This is a genomic window from Corynebacterium senegalense, assembly GCF_900411315.1.
Classification (GTDB): Bacteria; Actinomycetota; Actinomycetes; order Mycobacteriales; family Mycobacteriaceae; genus Corynebacterium; species Corynebacterium senegalense.
Genome location: NZ_LS990887.1, coordinates 823,179 through 842,887 on the forward strand (window position 1 = coordinate 823,179; position 19,709 = coordinate 842,887).

Sequence of the window (19,709 nt, forward strand, 5' to 3'; positions counted from 1 at the left end):
CAGGCAGGAGCAGCCGCCATGAACTACCCCGCCGTGGTCACCCTCTGGTTCGTCAGCGCAGCGGACCCCGCCTCCGTCCTCGTCGAGCAGCCGCGCGCTGACCGCGGCTTCGGGCGTAAGTTGCTTTCGCAGCTCAACCCGGCGTGGCCGATCACCCCGATCGGCGAGTTCCCCCTGAACCGCTCGTCGACACCCGGGCGCGACGAGTTCTACATCGCCGGCTACCCGGGCGTGGCCGTCGTGCAGACCTTCGTCGACGACGTCTCCGCGGTCTCCGAGGCGCTGCCCCAGCTGCGCGCGGCCCTGCCGTCGGCGGACACCTACATCTTCGCAGCTGGCACAGACAGCGACTTCGCCGGCTTCACCCACTACTCCGGGGAGAGCGTGCGCCGGGCCTTCGCCGCCACCCGCGAGGTCGTCCTCGAGGACGTCGGCCTGCCCGACCCCTTCGAGCTGCCCTACTGGGCGGGCGAGAAGGCGGAGCAGCTTGGCGGGATCGCGCTGCCCTTCGTGCCCGCCGACCTCGCGCGCGCCGCGCAGGAGGCGTGGATCGGCGTCGACGTCTCGCCCGAGGGGCCGGACATCCACGTCGTGGGCTACGCGGTGGACGGGCGCCCCGAGCCCAAGATCGAGAAGGCCACCCCCGCGGCGAAGACAGTCTCGGAGGTGGCGGCCCGCTTCGCGGACCGGGACCGGGACTACGACGACTACGAGCTCTCCCCCGCCGAGGAGGACGGGGACGCGGACGAGTTCGCGCAGCTTGCCGACGCCACCGTCGCCGCCGCCAAGAGAGTCGGCCGGAGCCTGGGCCGCCGCGCCCGCGCCCTGAAGGATCGCGTGATCGAGCGGATCCGCCACTCGGACCGCTAGTCAGCGCATCCGCTCGTAGAAGGCGATCGCCGCCGACGTCGCCACGTTGAGCGAGTCGGTGCCCTCGGCCATGGGGATCTTCGCGCGCACGTCGGTCGCCCGCATCGCGTGCTCGGTCAGGCCCGGCCCCTCCGCCCCGACGAGCAGGGCGACCTTCTCCTTCCCCCGCATCGCCTCCTTGACGTGGACGGCGTCGTCCGCGGGTGTCAGCGAGACGAGCCACCAGCCCTCCTCGCGCAGCTGCTGCAGGGAGCGCTGCCAGGTCGTGCCGGTGCCCTCCAGGTGCGCAAAGGGCGTGCGCAGCACGTGGCCCATGGAGACCCGCACGCTGCGCCGGTACAGCGGATCGGCGGTCCCGGCGCCGAAGAGGACCCCTTCAACACCCATGCCCGCCGCGTTGCGGAAGATCGAACCGATGTTCTCGTGGTCGCCCACGCCCTCCAGCACCACGAGGGTGCGGGCGTCGGCGATCACGTCGGACACGGCGAGGGGTGCGGGGCGCTCCCCCACGGCCAGCAGGCCGCGGTGCATGTCGTACCCCGCGACCTGCCCGAGCAGCTCCCGGGTGACCTCGTAGACGGGCACGTCCTCGGGCAGCTGCGCACCGAAGTCGGCGAGGAAGGAGTCGAGGCGGCCGCCGAAGCCGATCACGCTGCGCACGGGGAAGCGCGACTCGACGAGCCTGCCGCAGACCAGCGGGCCCTCGGCGAAGACGAGGTCCTTCTTCGCGTCGGAGTGCTTCAGGTCCCGGATGTCGTCGAGCCGGGCGTCGGCTGGGTCGTCGATAAGCGTGCGCCGCATCAGCCGAGTACCGCCATGAGCGGGCCGTGGGCGAAGAAGAGCACGAACAGCGCCGAAATGAGCCACATGATCCAGTGGATCTCGCGGCGCTTGCCGGCGAACAGCGCCATCAGGGTGAAGGAGATGAAGCCGACGCCGATGCCGTCCGCGATCGAGTAGGTGAACGGCATGGTGACGATGGTCAAAAACGCCGGCAGGGCGATGTAGAACTTGGACCACTCGATGGTGCCCACCTGCATCATCATCAGGGAGCCGACGATGACCAGGACGGGCGCGGCGGCCTCGATGGGCACGACCTCGTAGAGCGGGGTGAAGAACATCGCCAGCAGGAAGAGCACGCCGGTGACGACGTTGGCCAGGCCCGTGCGGGCGCCGTCGGCGATGCCGGCCGAGGAGTCGACGAAGACCGTGTTCGAGGAGGAGGACGCAGCGCCGCCCACGACGGCGCCGAAGCCCTCCACGACCAGGGCGCGCTTCATGTCGGGCAGTTCGCCGCGCTCGTCGGTGAGGTTGGCCTGGCGGCCCAGCGCCGTCATGGTGCCCATCGCGTCGAAGAAGTTGGCCAGCACGAGGGTGAACACGAGCAGCGAGGCGGCGATGACGCCGGCGTGCGTGAAGGCGCCCAGCAGGTCGACGTTGCCCACGATCGACAGGTCGGGCACCCCGCCGAGGGAGTCCGGCAGGCCGGGCACCGCGAGCGACCACCCCGTCGGACTGTCTGCGGAGGAGCCTGCGCCCACGAAGTGCTCGACGATCAGGGAGATCACGGTGGTGACCACGATGCTGATGAACAGTCCGCCCGGGATGTTGCGGATCACCGCGAAGCCGCAGAGGATGAGGCCGATGACGAAGACGAGCGTGGGCCAGGAGGCGATCGAGCCGCCGATGCCCAGCTGGACCGGGACGGTGGTCATGGCGGCGTCGGGGATGCGGCGGACGAAGCCGGAGTCCACCAGCCCGATCAGGGCGATGAACATGCCGATGCCCACGGACATCGCGGCCTTCATCGAGTCCGGGATCGCCCGGAAGACCGCGGTGCGGAAGCCGGACACGGCGAGAGCGCAGATGATGAGGCCGTCGATGACTACCAGGCCCATGGCCTCCGGCCAGGTCAGGCCCTGCTGGCCCACCAGAGTCACGGCGACCAGGGTGTTCAGCCCGAGGCCGGTGGCGATGCCGAAGGGGTACTTCGCCACCACGCCGAACAGGATGGACATCACGCCGGCGACCAGGGCCGTCGCGGCGGCGACCTGCGGGATGCCCAGCACGGTGCCCTCGCGGTCCGCGCCGGTGCCGATGATCAGCGGGTTGAGCAGGACGATGTAGGCCATCGCGAAGAAGGTCACCACGCCGCCGCGCACCTCCGTCGCTACCGTGGAGCCGCGTTCGCTGATGTGGAAAAATCGGTCGAGCCCGCCTCCCGGCCGGCTGCGGGAAATGGCGTCACTGGTACTCACGGACTGGTCCCCTTCGTTGTGCTTGAGAGCGTGATGTAGTTTTTCCGTCTTAGAGTCTCACCGCGCCGGGCAAAAAACAAAACTTGAGGAGCATCTTCGTGCAGGTATTCACCTTCGTGGTCAGGGAGGGCGCCGTCGTCGACGCGCCCGCCTACGCCAGCGCCCTGCGCGGCCTCGGCGTCTCCGCCGCGGAGCTGAACCGCCTCCGGGTGCGCCTCTCGCTCGTCGCCGGGACGCGGCGCGCAGTGATCGAGGTGTCGGGTGGTCTGGCCTCGCTGACCCTGCGCCCGTTCACTCCCACTCCGGAGGAGATCACCGTCGAGTCCTCCCCGATCCGCGACGAGCGCACCCAGCCGAGCCTGTACGGGCCCGATCTCGGGTGGCAGAACTTCACGCTCGCCTCCCTGCCCACACACGAGGGCCTGCTTTACGACGCCACCTCGCGCATCCCCCAGGCTGTCGCCGCCCCGCTGCTCACCCTCGCCCTCGACGGAACCCCGCGCGTCACGGTGTCCTCCCACCCCGCGACCACCCCGTCGATCGCGCTGGACGGGGTCCTGGACATCCTGGCCTGGCGCGGCGCGGACATCTCCGCGGCCCCCGAGGGCTTCCGTGTCTCCGAGCTGATGGGGCGCGAGACCTGGGTGGTCGACCCCGTCCACGGTGCGCGGCTGGTCACGGGGTGGCGCGAGTACGGCAACGTCGTGCGCGGCCGCACCGCGCTCGACCGGGCGGGGCTGCCCACGCACAGGGAGGTCAACGAAGCGCGGGCGGCGCGGGCCGTGCAGTTCTAGGCGTTCCTAGAACAGCGGCTTTTCGTCGTCGTATAGCGCCGCGTCCGCGGAGGGCTCGGGAGCCACCGCGGTATCCGAGTGGGCGCCGCAGCCGTAGCTCGCCGCCACGACGCGCCCGTCGGCCGAGTACTCGTTGACGCACACCCCGAAGTTGTCGCCGACGGGCTGGTCCAGCGGCACCCAGAAGGCGCAGGTCCGGCAGTGCATGGCGGCCTGCTCCGCGAAGTCGCTGTTTGGACCGTACTCCCCCGTGCGCCACCGCGTCTTCGCGTCCTCCAGCCCGGCGCGGGTGAGGTAGCGCTTGGTGTCGCGGCCGGCGAAGGTGACGGCCTCGCGCGAGAAGGAGTCCTCGGTGAGGCGCTCGTCGTCCGGCGCCGGGGCCATGAGGTCGCCGGGCCCGAGGTCGCCGGGCCGCAGACGCTCCGAGTAGGGGACCCAGTCGGGAGCCTCCAGGGCGTCCCCGCTGGGCGAGGGCACCAGGGCAACCTCGTTGACCGTCACCCACGACGAGCCCGTGGCGCAGGCGATGACGGCGTTCCACTCCCACCCCGGGTAGCCCGGCACGTCCGCGGCGAAGCGGTGGGTGGCGACGTTGGGGGTGACCCCGGCGACGCCGATGTGCCCGCCGACTTCCCCCTCGGCGATCTCCTCGAGGGCTTCGCGGGCGATGGCGACGGCGCGCTTTCCCAGCAGGGGGCGGGAGGAGCGGGATGACCTGGACGAATCAGACACGACCCCATTATGCGTGAGGTGGGGCATGATGTTCTCCATGGGTCACCTCTTGCGCCTCGCTCTCCTCCTCCCCGTTCTTCTCGCTGCCTGCTCGGACCCCGCGGAGCCGGAGCGCCTGACGACGGTGGTCCAGCAGCGCTACGGGTTCGACCCCGCCAGCTTCACGCAGGGTTTGGAGGCGGCCGGGGACGGCACCCTCTACGTGGGCACCGGGCAGCGCGGGCAGTCGCGCGTCTACGTGCGCGATCTGGAGGGCCGCGAGCTCGCTGGCCGTCAGCTCGAGCCGGCCCTGTTCGGCGAGGGCATCACCCGCGCGGGCGACCACCTCTGGCAGCTCACCTGGCAGGAGGGCGTGGCCATCAAGCGCGACGCCGCCACCCTCGAGGAGGTCGGGCGCACCCGCATCGACGGGGAGGGCTGGGGGCTGTGCGCCCGCGACGGCGAGGTGATCTACTCGGACGGCACGAGCCAGCTGCGCCGGATGGACCCGGACACCCTCGAGGAGCGCGAGCGTTTCGACGTCACACTGGGCGGCGCGCCCGTCGACGGGCTCAACGAGCTCGAGTGCGTCGGCGGGGACGTCTACGCCAACGTGTTCCTCAGCACGGACATCCTCCGGATTGACGCGGCCAGCGGGGAGGTCACGGCCGTCATCGACGCCTCCGGCGTGCCCAACAACGCGGCGCCCGACCCGAACAACGTGCTCAACGGCATCGCCCACATCCCCGGCACCGACGAGTTCTACCTCGCGGGCAAGCGCTGGCCCGACCTCTACCGGGTTTCCTTCGAGCCCGCCCGTTAGACTTTCGCCATGAGCTCAACCAGGAAGCCCGCGTGGATCCAGCTGCTCGTGCTGGCCCTCGGCGTGGTCGTCATCGTCGCCGGCTTCTACTTCTTCACGGAGTGGCAGAAGAACCGGCCCGCCACGCCGCTTCGCGACGTCACAGTCACCGTCACCAACGGAGCCGCCGAGCAGGAGATCCACCCCTACACGATCTGCGAGCTCGACGCCGAGTGCGACGGCGGCGAGCCCCCCGCAATGGCCCTGGACGATTCCGCCCAAGTCACCTTCGCGGTGCCGAGGGAGATCTCGTCCTCAAGCTGGAAGCTGCTGACCATCTACGACGACCCCGCCGCCAACGACGAGCAGATCTTCCAGTCCGGGGAGGCCGCCGAGGCCGAGTTCGAGTCCGTCAAGGACGGGGCCCGTCTCCTCGTCGCGGAGGTCTCCCTGCTCGCCGTAGACGAAAGCGACGACGGGCAGGAAACGCCCGTCGTCGCCACATGGTCGGTGTCCTTCCAGTAACTTACGCGTCGAGCTCCTTCGCCACCGCGCGCAGGATCTCCGCCACCTGGCGCGCCTCCTTGCGCTCCGGGTAGCGCCCGTTCGTGAGGGCGGGCTGCACCTGGGTTTCGATGAGCGTCATGACGTCGGCAAGCATGCTCCCGAGCTGCTCCGGGTCGCGGCGGTGGACCGGGCGGCGCTTGGGGGTTTCGAGGACCGCGACGCGCAGCGCCTGCGGGCCCTTGCGCCCGGCGGCGAAGTCGAACTCGATCCGCTGCCCGGCGACGAGCTCCTCAACCCCTTCCGGCAGGACGGACTTGCTGATAAAGACGTCCTCGTCGCCCGGGTTGGACGCGAAGCCGAACCCCTTGTCGGCGTCGTACCATTTCACCTTTCCTACAGGCATCCCTATCCCTCTTTCCCTCGTGGGTGTCTTTCATTACCGATACTAAAGGCCCACAGTTTACTCCCCGCCGCACCGAGTTCCCAGCGGCGGTACAGGGCCTCCCGCGGCCTCATCCGCCGTTAAGTGACATAGTTCACATTGACGACCTTTATCGTTGCTGACCGGCGGTTTCCCCCGTTTCACAGATTCGCCTATGGCCATTCCGTGTCGCTTACGTGACTCAATCGTTACAAACCGTTAGAGTAGCCCGCATGCCAACCCTGCGGGGCCACGCCGAGTTCTGTCCGGCCTGGCGGGGAAGGGACCGACGAACACACGTTAATCAAGGACAGAAGCGGGGAACCCACCGCGCGCACGCGCAGGGGTGAAGCCGCACAGCGTGCGGCCTGGCACCTCCGCCAGAACCCGACAGCTAACTTCGCAGGCGGACAATAAGAGAGGAACACACACTTCATGGGACGCCACTCCAAGCAGACCGCCACCTTCGCTGCCAAGGCCCTCGCGGGCACCGCCGCCGCTGCGGCCCTCACCGGCATCGTCGCGCCGAACGCCTCCGCCGCCCCGGACTCCGACTGGGACCGCCTGGCACAGTGCGAGTCCGGCGGCAACTGGCACATCAACACCGGCAACGGCTACTACGGCGGCCTGCAGTTCTCCGCCTCCACCTGGCGCGCCTACGGCGGTGCCGAGTACGCCCCCACCGCCGACCAGGCCTCCCGCGAGCAGCAGATCGCCGTCGCCGAGCGCACCCTCGCCGCCCAGGGCTGGGGCGCATGGCCGGCCTGCTCGGCCAGCCTCGGGCTGAACTCCGCGCCGACCAACCGCGACGTCCCGGCCGCCCCCGCGGCCTCCGAGGCACCCGTCATCGCCGAGACCACTGAGCCCTCCGAGGTCGACGCCCTCTACGAGCAGGTCAGCACCAAGCTGGCCGCCTACAACATCCAGGTCCCGACCCCGGTGCGCGACTCCTACGCCGCCAACCGCGACGACTACAACGCCTTCTACACCGCCAACAAGGCGCTCATCGACGCCGCCCTCGCCGGCAACGTCGCGGGTGTTCTCGCCGCCCTGCGCTAGTTCGCAGCAGCTCATTCGCAGCAGAAGAAGCGCCGCCCTCCCCGGGCGGCGCTTTTCGTTGCGTTCGGCTCACAGGCGTGGCCGCGAATGTATTCTTCACCACGGTGATCTGCCAGCCAGCGTCTCCCTTCTGGGTGAACCCCTCGATGCCGTGGCCGTTGTCCGCGGCCCACTGCGGGATCGACTGGGTGGCCTGCGTGCAGTCGAAGTCGATGACGAGCTTCTCGCCGTCGTTGAGCTCCGCCAGCGCGTCCTTCGCCTCGATGAGCGGGAAGGGGCAGACAGCGCCGAGGGTGTCGAGGGCGTAGCGGCCGTCGCCGAGCGGGCGGGTCTTCGTGGCCTTCGTTTGCGGCAGCGTTACCAGGCCGGTGGCCATCTGGAAGGGCTGCGGCTTCGCGGGGGCGGCCTCCGGCTTGAGCCACAGCTTCGAGCCGACGAACACGCCTGCGGCGATCATCGCCAGGGCGATCCAGCCCTGGTAGCTGAACAGGGAGGTCTGGACCATTCCGTTGCCCACGGTGCAGCCCCCGGCGAGGGAGGCGCCGACGCCCATCCCGATGCCGCCGACGGTGGCCCGGAGGGTGGTGGTCGCGTCTGGGACGCGGACGCGGAACTCCCCCGACGCCTTGGCCGCGGCGAAGGCGCCGACGAAGAGGCCGAGGACGAGGAGGGTGCCCCAGTTGAGGAACTTCGCCTCCCCCGTGACCGTGTAACCGACGACGTGCGCGGTGGGCGTGGTGATCCCCAGGCCGTCGTTGCGCCCGGTCGCCGCAGACAGCGGCCAGGCGATCACGCCGAGCAGGCCGATCGCAGCACCCGCCACGTACGGGTGCAGCGGCTTGCGGTACCACGGCTGGTCGAGCTCCGCCTTGGGTCGGGCGGCGTCGTGGCGCAGAGCCGAGCGGGCCGCCCACGCGGTGCCGAGGGCGAGCGGGACGGCGAACCACCACGGGGAGACGTGGAGGGTCTCCGGCAGGGTGGTCCAGTCGGTGTCCCACGTCTTCATCCATGTGTTGAAGCCGCTGAGCGCGCCGGTCTTCATCGCGGCGGCGGACAGGCCGTAGAACAGCAGCGCGAACCAGGAGCCGACCAGGCCCTCGGCGGAGCGGTACCAGGTGCCGGAGGCGCAGCCGCCGGCGAGGATGATGGACAGGCCGAAGATGAAGCCGCCCACGATGACGGCGGCGGGGCGGAACGTCGGGTACTCCGGGGCGATGACGCCCGCCGAGGTGAGCGCGGCCAGCCCGACGGCGTGGACGGCGATGACGACGAACAGGGCCACGAGGCCGCGGCTCTGCCGCAGGGTGAACAGGTCGCGCAGCATCCCCGTGACGCAGAACCTCCCCCTCTGCATGACGGCGCCGAGCACCGCTCCGAGGGCGAGACCGGATAGAAGCATGTGGGGTCCTCTCTGTGGAAATGGTGACGTTGGGAACTGGGGCCAGAGAGTACACCCGCTGAACGTTGCCGTCTAGAATCCTTAGACCTAGTTGTCTATATGGGGCGAATAAAAATAAACCCCGCCGAAGCGGGGTCGAGGGTGTCGCGCCGACTAGCGGTTGATGCGCGTGGTCGGGTGCACGTAGCCGATCTCCTCGTAGGGGCGCGGCAGGACGAGGTCGTCGCCGAAGGGGCTCGAAGCGCCCGCGAGGGTGGACGTGATCTCGGTGACGGGGTGACCGGTGGGGGTGTGCTCGGGCCACGCCGGGTTCGCGCGACCAATCTTCTCAACGTCTTTAGCCATACCTCGTATTCTTTCATGCCGCGGTCAAAAACGCACGTAAAATACCCCCATAATGCATGACATCACCTCAGCGCTCGCCGCAATGTCGGACGAGGAGCTCCGCAGGCTTATCGACGCCCGACCAGACGCCACCTTCCCCACCCCGCCCTCGCTGGCATCCCTGGCCACCCGGCTGAGCCTGCCGGCCTCGGTCGCCCGGGCGGTGCGCCGCCTCAACGCCGCGGAGATCGCCGTGCTGGAAACCCTGGGCGACCTCGGCGCCGAGCTCGAGCCGGTCCCCGCGGACCGGCTCGCCGACCTGCCCCTGGACGTGGCTGCGGGCGTCGAGAAGCTCCGCGCGGCGGCGCTGATCTTCGGTCCGGATGACGCGCTGCGGGTCTCCCCCGGCGCGCTGAGCGGTCTGCCCGCGGGCTGGCGGATCCTCGACCCCGCCCCAGACGGCCTCGCGGAGAAGCTGGCGGCGCTGGGAGAGCGCGAGCGCCGGGTCCTCGAGACCCTCGCCGCCTCCGGCGGGGTGGGCACCACCCGCGCCACTGAGGGGGCGGTCGCCCGCCTCGTCGAGCTGGGCCTGCTCGTGCGCGTTGACGAGTCGACCGTCCGCCTGCCCCGACCCGTCCGCGAGGCGCTGCGCGGGGGCGAGCCTCGCGTCTACCCAGTGCGGCCCTCGCACATCCCGGCGCGCGACCAGGGCGCGGTTGACGCCTCCGCCACAGCCCAGGGGCTCGACGCGGTGCGGCAGATGCGCCAGCTGTTCACGCTGCTCCTCCAGTCCCCCGTACCCCTGAACAAGGACGGCTCCGTCGGCGTGCGCGCGCTCGCCGCGCTCCGCAAGACCCTGGGGTTCGCGCCGGAGCTGCCGGTCACCGTCGGCGAGGCGGCAGGCCTGATCGGCCGCGGCAGCGTCGACGCAGCCGGGGACGCCGACGTCCTCGCCGCCACGCCCGACGCGCTGACGTGGCTCGACGCGGCGCTGCCCGACCAGTGGGCGATCCTCATCGCCGGGTGGATGGCCTCGCCCTGGCGCTCCGACCTCGGCGAGGCCCACCGCCTGCTGTCCGAGGACACCCACGTGCCCGACGTGCGCGGCGCGCGGACGGCGATCCTGGGCGCCGCCGGCGGGGACCTCATGGCCCGCCTGCTCTACACCGCCCCGCTCACCGCCGCGGGCATGTCCCCCGCCCTCATCGAGGCCGTCTCGGCCGAGGCCCACGCGGTCGGCGCCCTGGCGGACGGGGCGCCCTCCTCGGTCCTTCTCGCGCTGCTCGACGGCGGGGACGCCGCGCAGGCTGCGCGGGAGCTGGTGCCCGCGGAGGTGGACTCCGTCATCCCGCAGGCCGATATGACCATCCTCGCCCCCGGCCCGCTGACCCCCGCGATGGCGCGGATGATCGAGTCCTTCGCGGAGCTCGAGTCCCCCGGCCTGGCCAGCGTGTACCGCGTCAGCGAGGCCTCGGTGCGCCGGGCTCTCGACGCCGGCGGCAGCGCCGAGGAGATCCTTTCATGGCTGGGCACCCACTCCATCGGGGAGGTGCCTCAGGCGCTGAGCTTCCTCGTTACGGACGTGGCCCGCCACCACGGGAGCCTTCGCGCCGGAGCCGTGGCCAGCTACGTGCGCAGCGAGGATGCGGCGCTGCTGGCGGAGGCGGCGGGAAGGGTGGCGTCGCTGAGCGTGCTCGCCCCGACCGTCGCCGTCTCGACCCTGCCGTTGCCCGAGCTCCTCGCGCAGCTGCGCGCCGCCGGGCTGCAGCCCAGCGCCGAGGACTCCTCCGGGGCTGTCCTGCGCATGGCCCCGGAGCCGAAGCTGGTGGCGGCGACGCCCTCGACCCTGCCCCGGGAACGCACCGTCGACGCCGAGCACACCGCGGCCGTTCTGACCGCCCTGCGGTCGGGCGAGGCCGCGGGCGAGGGGGACCACCCGGAGACCGACACCCTCGGCGTCCTGCGGGCGGCGGCGCGCGCCCGGCGGCACGTCAAGCTCGGTTACGTGGACCGTAACGGGCGCGGCCGCACCCTCACGGTCCTGCCCCTCAGCGTGGGCGCGGGGCAGGCGGACGTCGTGGAGGAGTCCAGCGGCAATGTGGTGCGCATCGCGCTGCCTCGGGTGACGGGCGCGGTGCTGGCATAATGGATCCCCATGCTCGACGGCCCGCTCATCGTCCAATCGGATAAGACTGTCCTCCTCGACGTCGCCCACCCGCAGGCGGGCCTGGCGCGGGCGGCGCTCGCGCCCTTCGCGGAGCTGGAGCGCGCCCCCGAGCACGTGCACACCTACCGCATCACCCCGCTGGCGCTGTGGAACGCCCGCGCCGCCGGCTTCGACGCGGAAACCGCCGTCGACGTGCTCGAGCGCTTCTCCCGCTTCCCCGTGCCCCAGGCCCTGCTCGTCGACGTCGCCGAGACGATGGCGCGCTACGGGCGGGTGAGGTTGCTCAAGAGCCCCGCGCACGGGCTCGTCCTGGAGGCCGATGACGCTGCCCTGCTCACCGAGATCACGCGCCACAAGAAGATCCGCCCGCTGCTCGGCCAGGCGATCGACGACACGACGATCGCGGTCCACCCCTCGGAGCGCGGCCGCGTCAAGCAGGAGCTGACCAAGATCGGCTGGCCCGTCGACGACCGCGCCGGCTACGTCGACGGGGAGTCGCACCCCATCGCGCTGGACACCGAGGGCTGGCAGCTGCGCGACTACCAGCAGTACGCCACGGAGTCCTTCTGGGAGGGCGGCTCGGGCGTCGTGGTCCTGCCCTGCGGCGCCGGCAAGACCATCGTCGGGGCCGCGTCGATGGCACAGGCGCAGACCACCACCCTCATCCTCGTCACCAACACGGTCGCCGGCAGGCAGTGGCGCGACGAGCTGCTCCGCCGCACCACGCTGACCCCGGAGGAGATCGGCGAGTACTCGGGTGAGCGCAAGGAGATCCGCCCGGTCACCATCGCCACCTACCAGGTGGTCACCCGAAAGACGAAGGGCGAGTACCGGGCGCTGGAGCTGTTCGACTCGCGTGACTGGGGCCTGATCATCTACGACGAGGTCCACCTCCTTCCCGCACCGGTGTTCCGCATGGCCGCCGACCTGCAGTCGCGGCGCCGCCTCGGGCTCACCGCCACGCTCGTGCGCGAGGACGGCCGGGAGGACGACGTGTTCTCCCTCATCGGGCCGAAGCGCTACGACGCGCCGTGGAAGGAGCTCGAGATGGCGGGCTACATCGCCACCGCCGAGTGCGTCGAGGTGCGCACCACCATGGGCGAGGAGGAGCGCATGGTCTACGCCACCGCGGAAACGCGGGAGCGCTACCGGGTCGCGGCGACGTCCCGGGGCAAGCTCGGTGTCGTCGATAAGCTGCTGGCGAGGCACGAGGGGCAGCAGACGCTGATCATCGGGGCCTACCTCGAGCAGCTGGAGGAGATCGCCGAGCGCACGGGCGCCCCGCTTGTCGACGGCACCACCTCCAACCGGAAGCGCGAGGAGGCCTTCGACAAGTTCCGCCGCGGGGAGATCCGGACGCTCGTGGTGTCGAAGGTGGCGAACTTCTCCATCGACCTGCCCGAGGCCGCCGTCGGCATCCAGGTGTCGGGCACCTTCGGCTCCCGCCAGGAGGAGGCGCAGCGGCTCGGCCGGCTGCTGCGCCCCAAGGCCAACGGCGGCGAGGCGCTGTTCTATACGGTGGTTGCGCGCGACACCCTCGACGCGGAGTACGCGATGCACCGTCAGCGCTTCCTCGCCGAGCAGGGCTACGCCTACCGGCTGGTCGACGCGGCCGACCTATAGAATCGGCCCCATGAGCTCAATGAAGGTGTTCCGCTTCGACGTCGACGAGGATTACGCAAAGCAGCACAACGAGCTGCTGCGCGACACCCGGAATCTGGTGGTCTCCGGCATCGCGCTGTTCGTGCTCTCCCTCCTCGGCGCGGCGCTGGTCTGGTTCCTCGTCGACGCCTCCTCCCCCTGGCACCTCCTCGGCACCCTGGGGCTGGTGCTTTTCGGGGTGATGATGCTCGTCGTCGGCCTGCTCATTCCCCGCTCGGTGGGCACGGCGCAGGAGCTTTACGACGCCCACCCCCTCGCCCCGGCCATCGTCGCCGAGCGCAAGGGCACCGATTTCACCCTGCTAGCCCTAGTCAACACGACCGTAGACCCGGACCAGCCCGCAGTGTGGGCGGTGACCTCGCGCAACGTCCACGCGCTGCCGAACACGGCGGAGGCCGTGGGTACCAAGGTCCCGGTCGCAGCGGTGGGCGGCCAGCGCTCGGTGCACGACAAGGGCCGCTGGCAGGTCATCACCCCGATGCCGATCGCGTGGGGCACCCCGGACCGGGCGGTGGTGGAGACGGCGCGCGACGCCATTCCCCGCGAGCAGTGGCACATTCTGGAGCGGGCCCGCACGCGCCTGGACGAGGTGAAGGCGGCGAAGCACAACCTCCTGCCCGTCGAGAAGTAGCGGGTGTGATCGGGGCTACACTTTTTTGGGCGATATTTCCTAAATTACTTCCCCCAGCAAAGGATTTGGATTAATTTAGTTTCCTAAGCAAAAAGCGACCCGTCGTTCGTGTCTGTTTATCGGTGGCGGGTGCGATGTGAAAGGAAACGGCATTGTCCACAACCACACCCAGGGGAAGGCTCAGCCGCCTTCTCGATTGGCGCCCCGCCAGCGTCCTCGCGCGCATCCTCATCGTCCTCGCCCTCGTCGTCCCGCTGCTCATGTCGGCGACGTTCATGTGGGCCATGTGGGACCCGAGCAAGACCCTGCCCAACGTCCCCCTCGCCATCGTCAACGAGGACAAGGGCGCGGAGAACAACGGCGAGTTCCGCGCGATCGGCGACGAGGTGGTCAAGGGCCTCCTGGAGAAGGACTACCTCAACTTCGAGGAGGTGGACGCCGAGGACGCCCGGCTGGGCCTGACGAAGGGTGACTACCTCTTCGTGGTCACCATCCCCGAGGACTTCTCCGCCCGGGCCGTCTCGCTGATCTCCGACGAGCCCCGCCAGTCCCAGATCCTCATCGACTACAACGACTACGGCGGCACGAACGGCTCGGTCCTCACCGCCGGCCTCATCCCCGAGCTGCAGGCGCAGATCTCCGCGAATATCGCCGAGACCTACGCCACGGAGACTCTGACGGGCATGAACCAGCTTGGCGACGGCATCCGCCGCGCCGCGGACGGCTCCGCACAGATCGACGACGGCCTGGGCCGCCTGCAGGACGGCACCGGCCGCGCCGTCGAGGGCATCGGCAAGCTCGATGACGGTGCCACGCAGCTCAACGCCGGCGCCGCCGAGCTCAGCACCGGCGCGGGCCAGCTCAACGACGGCGCCAAGCGCCTCGAGGGCGGCGCCCACGAGCTCAACAACGGCCTGCTCACTCTCAAGGACGGCACCCGCCAGCTCGGCGACGGCGCCGCCCAGATCGACGGGGGCGTCCAGCAGCTCACCGGAACCCTCATCCCCCTCCTCGAGCAGGTGCAGGGCGTCGTGGGGCAGGTCCGACCGGTCGTCGACACGCTCTACGCCGTCGGCATGACCGAGCAGGCCGACAAGCTGAACAGCTCCATCTCCAAGCTCGACCCCGCCAACGAGACCAACATGGTCGCGCAGCTGAACAAGCTCCGCGACGGCACCGCCCAGCTCAGCTACAACCTCAACAGCCCGGACGCGCCCTACCTCAACGGCGTCAACCGCCTCGTCGACGGCTCCCATCAGCTCGCCAACGGCTCCACGGAGCTGCGCTCGGGCACCGACCGCCTCATCGACGGCACCTCCCGCCTCAGCACGGGCGTGGGCCAGCTCAAGGACGGCACGGGCCAGCTTGTCGAGGGCGGCGCGGAGCTCAACAACGGCGTCGGCCAGCTCAAGGACGGCTCGACCGAGCTCTCCGACAAGCTCAAGGAAGGCGCGGAGAGCGCGCCCGTCGTGTCCCGCGTCCCCGACTCCGCCCGCCAGATGGCCGTGCCGATCGTCTTCGAGGAAGCCAACATGCACCCGACGCAGGGGCTTGTCGACGAATCCAACCCGACCGTCAAGAAGATCGAAAGCGGCTTCTCGCTCATCGTGATGCTCATCTTCGGCTACCTGGTCATGGCCGTCCTCTCCGCCCTCCTCCCCCACGTTGTCGGCCGCCGCGCCGAAAGCCGAACCCCCCTCGGCCCGGTCCTGCGCGCCTTCGGGCTGATGTTCCTGATCAACCTCGGCGTCATGGCGGTCTTCACCGCCATCTCGGTCCTCACCGGCTGGCGCCCAGCGAACTGGCTCGCAATGGGCACCGTCATCGCGCTCATCGCCGCGAACGGCGCTGCCATGTACCAGTTCTTCCGCGTCCTCTTCGGCCGCCTCGTCGGCGGGATGTTCTCGGTGGGCTTCTTCGCCCTCGGACTCTTCGTCTTCGGCGGCGTATGGCCCATCTCCACGATCCCCGCCCCACTGCAGTTCTTCCACACGGTCCACCCGATGAGCTACGCCCGCTACGCCTTCATGCGGGCCACGGACGGGCTCTACGACGGCACCTTCTGGACCGCCCTCGCAGTCCTGTTCACCTTCAGCATCGTCGCCCTCGCACTCTCGGTGACGATCTACAACGCGCGCCGCCACGGCGCTGCGGTGGAGCTCGAGGAAGATCGCCGCCTGGGCCGGGAGCCCCGCCTCGGCGAGGAACCGGTCACCTCCGTCACCTACTAGAGATGCACACGCACAAAGGGGCCCTTCCGGGCCCCTTTTTCTATGCAGGTGTGCGGGACGCAGCCCACGCGGATCTGTTCCTCATGGCGACTACTCACCCAGCCAGCCTGGACGCCCCGCGAGCGGTGAAGGCCGGCACCATAGACACGGCCACAGGCCTGGGGTTACGCGCGTCCCATCAAGAAGCCGGCGCGGCGGCAGGTGAGGCCATCGAGGAGTGACTGGACTACCAGCGGCAACGATCGATCCGCCAAGCCTTATCCCCAGATCCCCTGCTTACTCCCCATCCCCCGTTTGACCTCAAGGTTGGCGGGATTCCGCGAACGTGACGTGCGGCGTCGACACAGAGGTGCACAACAGGACAGCGAGACCCGTGGCGTATCAATACTGGGCTTGTCTGTGGTGGGTTGGTAGTGCGGGTACGGCAAAAGCGCCTGTCCCGGGTGGGGTCAGGCGCTTTTGTTTTTGTGAAGTTGTTGGGTCGGCGGTAACTTACTCTCCCACTCCCTCCCGGGGGCAGTACCATCAGCGCGGGCGGGCTTAGCTTCCGGGTTCGGAATGGGTCCGGGCGTTTCCCCGCCGCCATCAACCACCGACACACTTGTTGGGTTGATCATGTTGGGTTCATGTTCAATTATTGTTCTGGCCTCCACACACGCACTGGTTGGTGGTGTGGTGTGTCAGATACTGCATAGTGGACGCGGGCACGATTCTTGGTGCTCATTGTTTGTTGTGTTTGTTGGTGTATTAGTACCGGTCACCTTCGCGCATTGCTGCGTGTCCAGATCCGGCCTATCAACCCCATAGTCTGTGGGGAACCTCAAAAGAAACCTCATCTCAAAACAGGCTTCCCGCTTAGATGCTTTCAGCGGTTATCCCTTCCGTACGTAGCCAACCAGCCGTGCTCCTGGCGGAACAACTGGCACACCAGAGGTACGTCCGTCCCGGTCCTCTCGTACTAGGGACAGCCTTCTTCAAGTTTCAACGCGCGCGGCGGATAGAGACCGAACTGTCTCACGACGTTCTGAACCCAGCTCGCGTGCCGCTTTAATGGGCGAACAGCCCAACCCTTGGGACCTACTCCAGCCCCAGGATGCGACGAGCCGACATCGAGGTGCCAAACCATCCCGTCGATATGGACTCTTGGGGAAGATCAGCCTGTTATCCCCGGGGTACCTTTTATCCGTTGAGCGACACCACATCCACAAGTAGGTGCCGGATCACTAGTCCCGACTTTCGTCCCTGCTCGACTAGTCAGTCTCGCAGTCAAGCTCCCTTGTGCACTTACACTCGCCACCTGATTGCCAACCAGGCTGAGGGAACCTTTGGGCGCCTCCGTTACTCTTTGGGAGGCAACCGCCCCAGTTAAACTACCCACCAGGCACTGTCCCCAACCCAGATCATGGGCCAAGGTTAAGGTATCCACTACGGTCAGAGTGGTATTTCAACAACGACTCCACAACCACTGGCGTGGCCGTATCACAGTCTCCCACCTATCCTACACAAACCGCACCGAACACCAATACCAAGCTATAGTGAAGGTCCCGGGGTCTTTTCGTCCTGCCGCGCGAAACGAGCATCTTTACTCGTACTGCAATTTCACCGGGCCTGTGGTTGAGACAGCAGGGGAGTCGTTACGCCATTCGTGCAGGTCGGAACTTACCCGACAAGGAATTTCGCTACCTTAGGATGGTTATAGTTACCACCGCCGTTTACTGGGGCTTAAATTCTCCGCTTCGGCACAACATGCCTAACAGGTCCTCTTAACCTTCCAGCACCGGGCAGGCGTCAGTCCGTATACATCAACGTAAAAGTCTTCGCACGGACCTGTGTTTTTGATAAACAGTCGCTCCCCTCTATTCTCTGCGACCCCACCACGCTAACCACCGTAAAGATGGCGCACACAGCAGGGTCCCCCTTCTCCCGAAGTTACGGGGGCAATTTGCCGAGTTCCTTAACCACAGTTCACCCGACCGCCTTAGTATTCTCTACCTGACTACCTGTGTCGGTTTCGGGTACGGGCCGTGTACACACTCGCTAGAGGCTTTTCTCGACAGCATAGGATCACCACCATCACCCCACAAAGGGGCTACGCATCACGCCTCACACATAATGAGCCCCGCATTTAACAAGGGCCCGTGCCACACGCTTGCACCGCAATCCATTAAGCGGCGTAGCTACCTTCCTGCGTCACCCCATCACTGACCTACTACGGATCAGGCCCCACACCTCGTCCCACCACACCACTCAAAGAGCAAGTGACAGCAGCACTCGGCGTGGTTAGTATCACCGGTCCAGTCTTGGGCGCGTATACACGGGTACGGGAATATCAACCCGTTGACCATCGACTACGCCTGTCGGCCTCGCCTTAGGACCCGACTCACCCTGGGAAGACGAACTTGACCCAGGAACCCTTAGTCATCCGGCGGATAAGATTCTCACTTATCACTCGTTACTCATGCCTGCATTCTCACTCGCACACAGTCCACAGCCCCTTCCGGTACTGCTTCACCCCATGCACGACGCTCCCCTACCCATAACACATGTTATGCCGCGGCTTCGGCGGTGTACTTGAGCCCCACTGAATTGTCGGCGCGGAACCACTCGACCAGTGAGCTATTACGCACTCTTTCAAGGATGGCTGCTTCTAAGCCAACCTCCTGGCTGTCTTCGCGATCCCACATCCTTTTCCACTTAGTACACCCTTAGGGGCCTTAACCGGCGATCTGGGCTGTTTCCCTCTCGACTATGAAGCTTATCCCCCACAGTCTCACTGCCATGCACCACTTCAACCGGCATTCGGAGTTTGGCTGACATTGCTAAGATGATAGTCCCGCTCAACCAACCAGTAGCTCTACCTCCGGCAAGCTAACATGACGCTGCACCTAAATGCATTTCGGGGAGAACCAGCTATCACGGAGTTTGATTGGCCTTTCACCCCTACCCACAGCTCATCCCCTCAGTTTTCAACCTAAGTGGGTTCGCGCCTCCACAACCTCTTACAGCTGCTTCACACTGGCCATGGGTAGATCACCCCGCTTCGGGTCCAGGACATGCCACTTGCAACACCCCATTAGGATTCGCTTTCGCTACGGCTCCCCCACCAACGGGTTAACCTCGCGACATGCCGCTGACTCGCAGGCTCATTCTTCAAAAGGCACGCCATCACACACACGAGGTGCTCTGACGGATTGTAAGCGCACGGTTTCAGGAACTATTTCACTCCCCTCCCGGGGTACTTTTCACCATTCCCTCACGGTACTATCCACTATCGGTCACACTGAGTATTTAGGCTTACCGGGTGGTCCCGGCAGATTCACAGCAGATTCCACGAGCCCGCTGCTACTCGGGAAACACACAACACACCAACACACGCCTTCACGTACAGGGGCTCTCACCCACTACGGCGCACCATCCCAGGCAACTTCCGCTAACACGCGCTGAATGTGCACAGGCATGACAGTACCTGCAACATGCATCCCCACAACCCCACATGCGCAACCCCTGCCAGGTATCACACACACATGGTTTAGCCTCATCCGCCTTCGCTCGCCACTACTAACGGAATCACAATTGTTTTCTTCTCCTACGGGTACTGAGATGTTTCACTTCCCCGCGTCACCCCCACACAGGCTATGAATTCACCTGCAGGTCACACCACACAACTGGTGCCGGGTTTCCCCATTCGGACATCCTCGGATCAACGCTTTGTTGGCAACTCCCCGAGGCTTAACGCAGCCTCACACGTCCTTCATCGGCTCAGCATACCAAGGCATCCACCGTACGCCCTTAAAAAACACTAACAACACGCACCCACCACAAGGCAGGCACGCACACAAGAATAAAGATGCTCGCGTCCACTATACAGTTCTC

15 protein-coding genes, 2 rRNA genes and 1 riboswitch are annotated in these 19,709 nt (G+C 67.5%); of the genes, 9 read left to right on the forward strand and 8 right to left on the reverse strand.

Features of this window, described 5'->3' with window-relative positions; all coding sequences use genetic code 11:
* Positions 1-18: 18 nt before the first annotated feature.
* Entirely contained in the window at positions 19-870 is an 852-nt protein-coding gene (locus tag DYZ02_RS04025) for a DUF6928 family protein (RefSeq protein ID WP_115685090.1), read from the forward strand.
* On the opposite strand, the gene DYZ02_RS04030 is transcribed toward DYZ02_RS04025, so the two are convergent.
* Both DYZ02_RS04030 and DYZ02_RS04035 read right to left on the reverse strand, forming a co-directional pair.
* Positions 871-1,671: a TrmH family RNA methyltransferase gene (locus tag DYZ02_RS04030; RefSeq protein WP_115685091.1), complete on the reverse strand. Its 801-nt coding sequence runs from the start codon at positions 1,669-1,671 to the stop codon at positions 871-873. It lies immediately after the preceding gene.
* On the reverse strand, positions 1,671-3,128 hold the full coding sequence (locus tag DYZ02_RS04035; RefSeq protein ID WP_115685092.1) for an NCS2 family permease: 1,458 nt from the start codon (positions 3,126-3,128) through the stop codon (positions 1,671-1,673). Before DYZ02_RS04035 ends, DYZ02_RS04030 begins: the two co-directional genes overlap by 1 nt.
* A 98-nt stretch (positions 3,129-3,226) precedes the next feature.
* On the opposite strand from DYZ02_RS04035, the gene DYZ02_RS04040 reads away from it, so the two are divergent.
* The gene (locus DYZ02_RS04040) at positions 3,227-3,922 is read left to right on the forward strand and encodes a hypothetical protein (protein ID WP_115685093.1); all 696 of its coding nucleotides are present in this window, start codon (positions 3,227-3,229) and stop codon (positions 3,920-3,922) included.
* A gap of 6 nt (positions 3,923-3,928) precedes the next feature.
* Here DYZ02_RS04040 and DYZ02_RS04045 read toward each other — a convergent pair whose 3' ends face one another.
* Positions 3,929-4,681: a DUF3027 domain-containing protein gene (locus DYZ02_RS04045; protein ID WP_115686366.1), complete on the reverse strand. Its 753-nt coding sequence runs from the start codon at positions 4,679-4,681 to the stop codon at positions 3,929-3,931.
* Between the two features lie 10 nt (positions 4,682-4,691).
* On the opposite strand from DYZ02_RS04045, the gene DYZ02_RS04050 reads away from it, so the two are divergent.
* Entirely contained in the window at positions 4,692-5,456 is a 765-nt protein-coding gene (locus DYZ02_RS04050; RefSeq protein ID WP_115686367.1) for a glutaminyl-peptide cyclotransferase, read from the forward strand.
* 9 nt (positions 5,457-5,465) lie between these two features.
* A complete protein-coding gene (locus tag DYZ02_RS04055; protein ID WP_115685094.1) occupies positions 5,466-5,960 on the forward strand; it encodes a DUF2771 domain-containing protein in 495 nt (164 codons plus the stop codon).
* Position 5,961: 1 nt separating this feature from the next.
* On the opposite strand, the gene DYZ02_RS04060 is transcribed toward DYZ02_RS04055, so the two are convergent.
* On the reverse strand, positions 5,962-6,345 hold the full coding sequence (locus DYZ02_RS04060) for a cold-shock protein (RefSeq protein ID WP_115685095.1): 384 nt from the start codon (positions 6,343-6,345) through the stop codon (positions 5,962-5,964).
* A 306-nt stretch (positions 6,346-6,651) separates the two neighbouring features.
* Positions 6,652-6,788, forward strand: a riboswitch (cyclic di-AMP (ydaO/yuaA leader).
* A gap of 10 nt (positions 6,789-6,798) precedes the next feature.
* Between DYZ02_RS04060 and DYZ02_RS04065 the strand changes: the two genes are divergently transcribed.
* A complete protein-coding gene (locus DYZ02_RS04065) occupies positions 6,799-7,422 on the forward strand; it encodes a resuscitation-promoting factor Rpf1 domain-containing protein (RefSeq protein WP_115685096.1) in 624 nt (207 codons plus the stop codon).
* Here the strand turns inward: DYZ02_RS04065 and DYZ02_RS04070 are convergent.
* Both DYZ02_RS04070 and DYZ02_RS04075 read right to left on the reverse strand, forming a co-directional pair.
* Positions 7,367-8,821: a YeeE/YedE thiosulfate transporter family protein gene (locus DYZ02_RS04070; RefSeq protein WP_115685097.1), complete on the reverse strand. Its 1,455-nt coding sequence runs from the start codon at positions 8,819-8,821 to the stop codon at positions 7,367-7,369. The two genes, DYZ02_RS04065 and DYZ02_RS04070, sit on opposite strands and share 56 nt — an antisense overlap.
* Positions 8,822-8,974: 153 nt before the next feature.
* Positions 8,975-9,166, reverse strand: coding sequence for a hypothetical protein (locus DYZ02_RS04075; RefSeq protein WP_115685098.1), 192 nt, complete (start codon positions 9,164-9,166; stop codon positions 8,975-8,977).
* 52 nt (positions 9,167-9,218) lie between these two features.
* Here DYZ02_RS04075 and DYZ02_RS04080 point away from each other — a divergent pair, with 52 nt between their 5' ends.
* The 4 genes from DYZ02_RS04080 (at position 9,219) to DYZ02_RS04095 (ending at position 15,836) form a co-directional block, all read left to right on the forward strand.
* Positions 9,219-11,291: a helicase-associated domain-containing protein gene (locus tag DYZ02_RS04080; RefSeq protein WP_115685099.1), complete on the forward strand. Its 2,073-nt coding sequence runs from the start codon at positions 9,219-9,221 to the stop codon at positions 11,289-11,291.
* A 9-nt stretch (positions 11,292-11,300) separates the two neighbouring features.
* Positions 11,301-12,935, forward strand: a complete 1,635-nt coding sequence (locus DYZ02_RS04085; protein WP_425451001.1) for a DNA repair helicase XPB — start codon at positions 11,301-11,303, stop codon at positions 12,933-12,935.
* Positions 12,936-12,954: 19 nt separating this feature from the next.
* Positions 12,955-13,605, forward strand: coding sequence for a DUF3239 domain-containing protein (locus DYZ02_RS04090; RefSeq protein ID WP_115685101.1), 651 nt, complete (start codon positions 12,955-12,957; stop codon positions 13,603-13,605).
* A gap of 152 nt (positions 13,606-13,757) precedes the next feature.
* Positions 13,758-15,836, forward strand: a complete 2,079-nt coding sequence (locus DYZ02_RS04095) for a YhgE/Pip domain-containing protein (RefSeq protein WP_115685102.1) — start codon at positions 13,758-13,760, stop codon at positions 15,834-15,836.
* Positions 15,837-16,315: 479 nt separating this feature from the next.
* Here DYZ02_RS04095 and rrf read toward each other — a convergent pair.
* Together rrf and DYZ02_RS04110 are read right to left on the reverse strand one after the other, a co-directional pair.
* Positions 16,316-16,433 (reverse strand): 5S ribosomal RNA (rrf, locus tag DYZ02_RS04105).
* 130 nt (positions 16,434-16,563) lie between these two features.
* Positions 16,564-19,640 (reverse strand): 23S ribosomal RNA (locus tag DYZ02_RS04110).
* Positions 19,641-19,709: the final 69 nt, after the last annotated feature.

What these genes read in the sequence shown, in the direction of transcription:
- DYZ02_RS04070 (WP_115685097.1), bottom strand. Translation starts at nt 8,821, where the DNA reads ATGCTTCTATCCGGTCTCGCCCTCGGAGCGGTGCTCGGCGCCGTCATG.
- DYZ02_RS04085 (WP_425451001.1), top strand. Translation starts at nt 11,301, where the DNA reads ATGCTCGACGGCCCGCTCATCGTCCAATCGGATAAGACTGTCCTCCTC.
- DYZ02_RS04060 (WP_115685095.1), bottom strand. Translation starts at nt 6,345, where the DNA reads ATGCCTGTAGGAAAGGTGAAATGGTACGACGCCGACAAGGGGTTCGGC.
- DYZ02_RS04045 (WP_115686366.1), bottom strand. Translation starts at nt 4,681, where the DNA reads ATGCCCCACCTCACGCATAATGGGGTCGTGTCTGATTCGTCCAGGTCA.
- DYZ02_RS04030 (WP_115685091.1), bottom strand. Translation starts at nt 1,671, where the DNA reads ATGCGGCGCACGCTTATCGACGACCCAGCCGACGCCCGGCTCGACGAC.
- DYZ02_RS04075 (WP_115685098.1), bottom strand. Translation starts at nt 9,166, where the DNA reads ATGGCTAAAGACGTTGAGAAGATTGGTCGCGCGAACCCGGCGTGGCCC.
- DYZ02_RS04055 (WP_115685094.1), top strand. Translation starts at nt 5,466, where the DNA reads ATGAGCTCAACCAGGAAGCCCGCGTGGATCCAGCTGCTCGTGCTGGCC.
- DYZ02_RS04090 (WP_115685101.1), top strand. Translation starts at nt 12,955, where the DNA reads ATGAAGGTGTTCCGCTTCGACGTCGACGAGGATTACGCAAAGCAGCAC.
- DYZ02_RS04050 (WP_115686367.1), top strand. Translation starts at nt 4,692, where the DNA reads ATGGGTCACCTCTTGCGCCTCGCTCTCCTCCTCCCCGTTCTTCTCGCT.
- DYZ02_RS04080 (WP_115685099.1), top strand. Translation starts at nt 9,219, where the DNA reads ATGCATGACATCACCTCAGCGCTCGCCGCAATGTCGGACGAGGAGCTC.
- DYZ02_RS04065 (WP_115685096.1), top strand. Translation starts at nt 6,799, where the DNA reads ATGGGACGCCACTCCAAGCAGACCGCCACCTTCGCTGCCAAGGCCCTC.
- DYZ02_RS04025 (WP_115685090.1), top strand. Translation starts at nt 19, where the DNA reads ATGAACTACCCCGCCGTGGTCACCCTCTGGTTCGTCAGCGCAGCGGAC.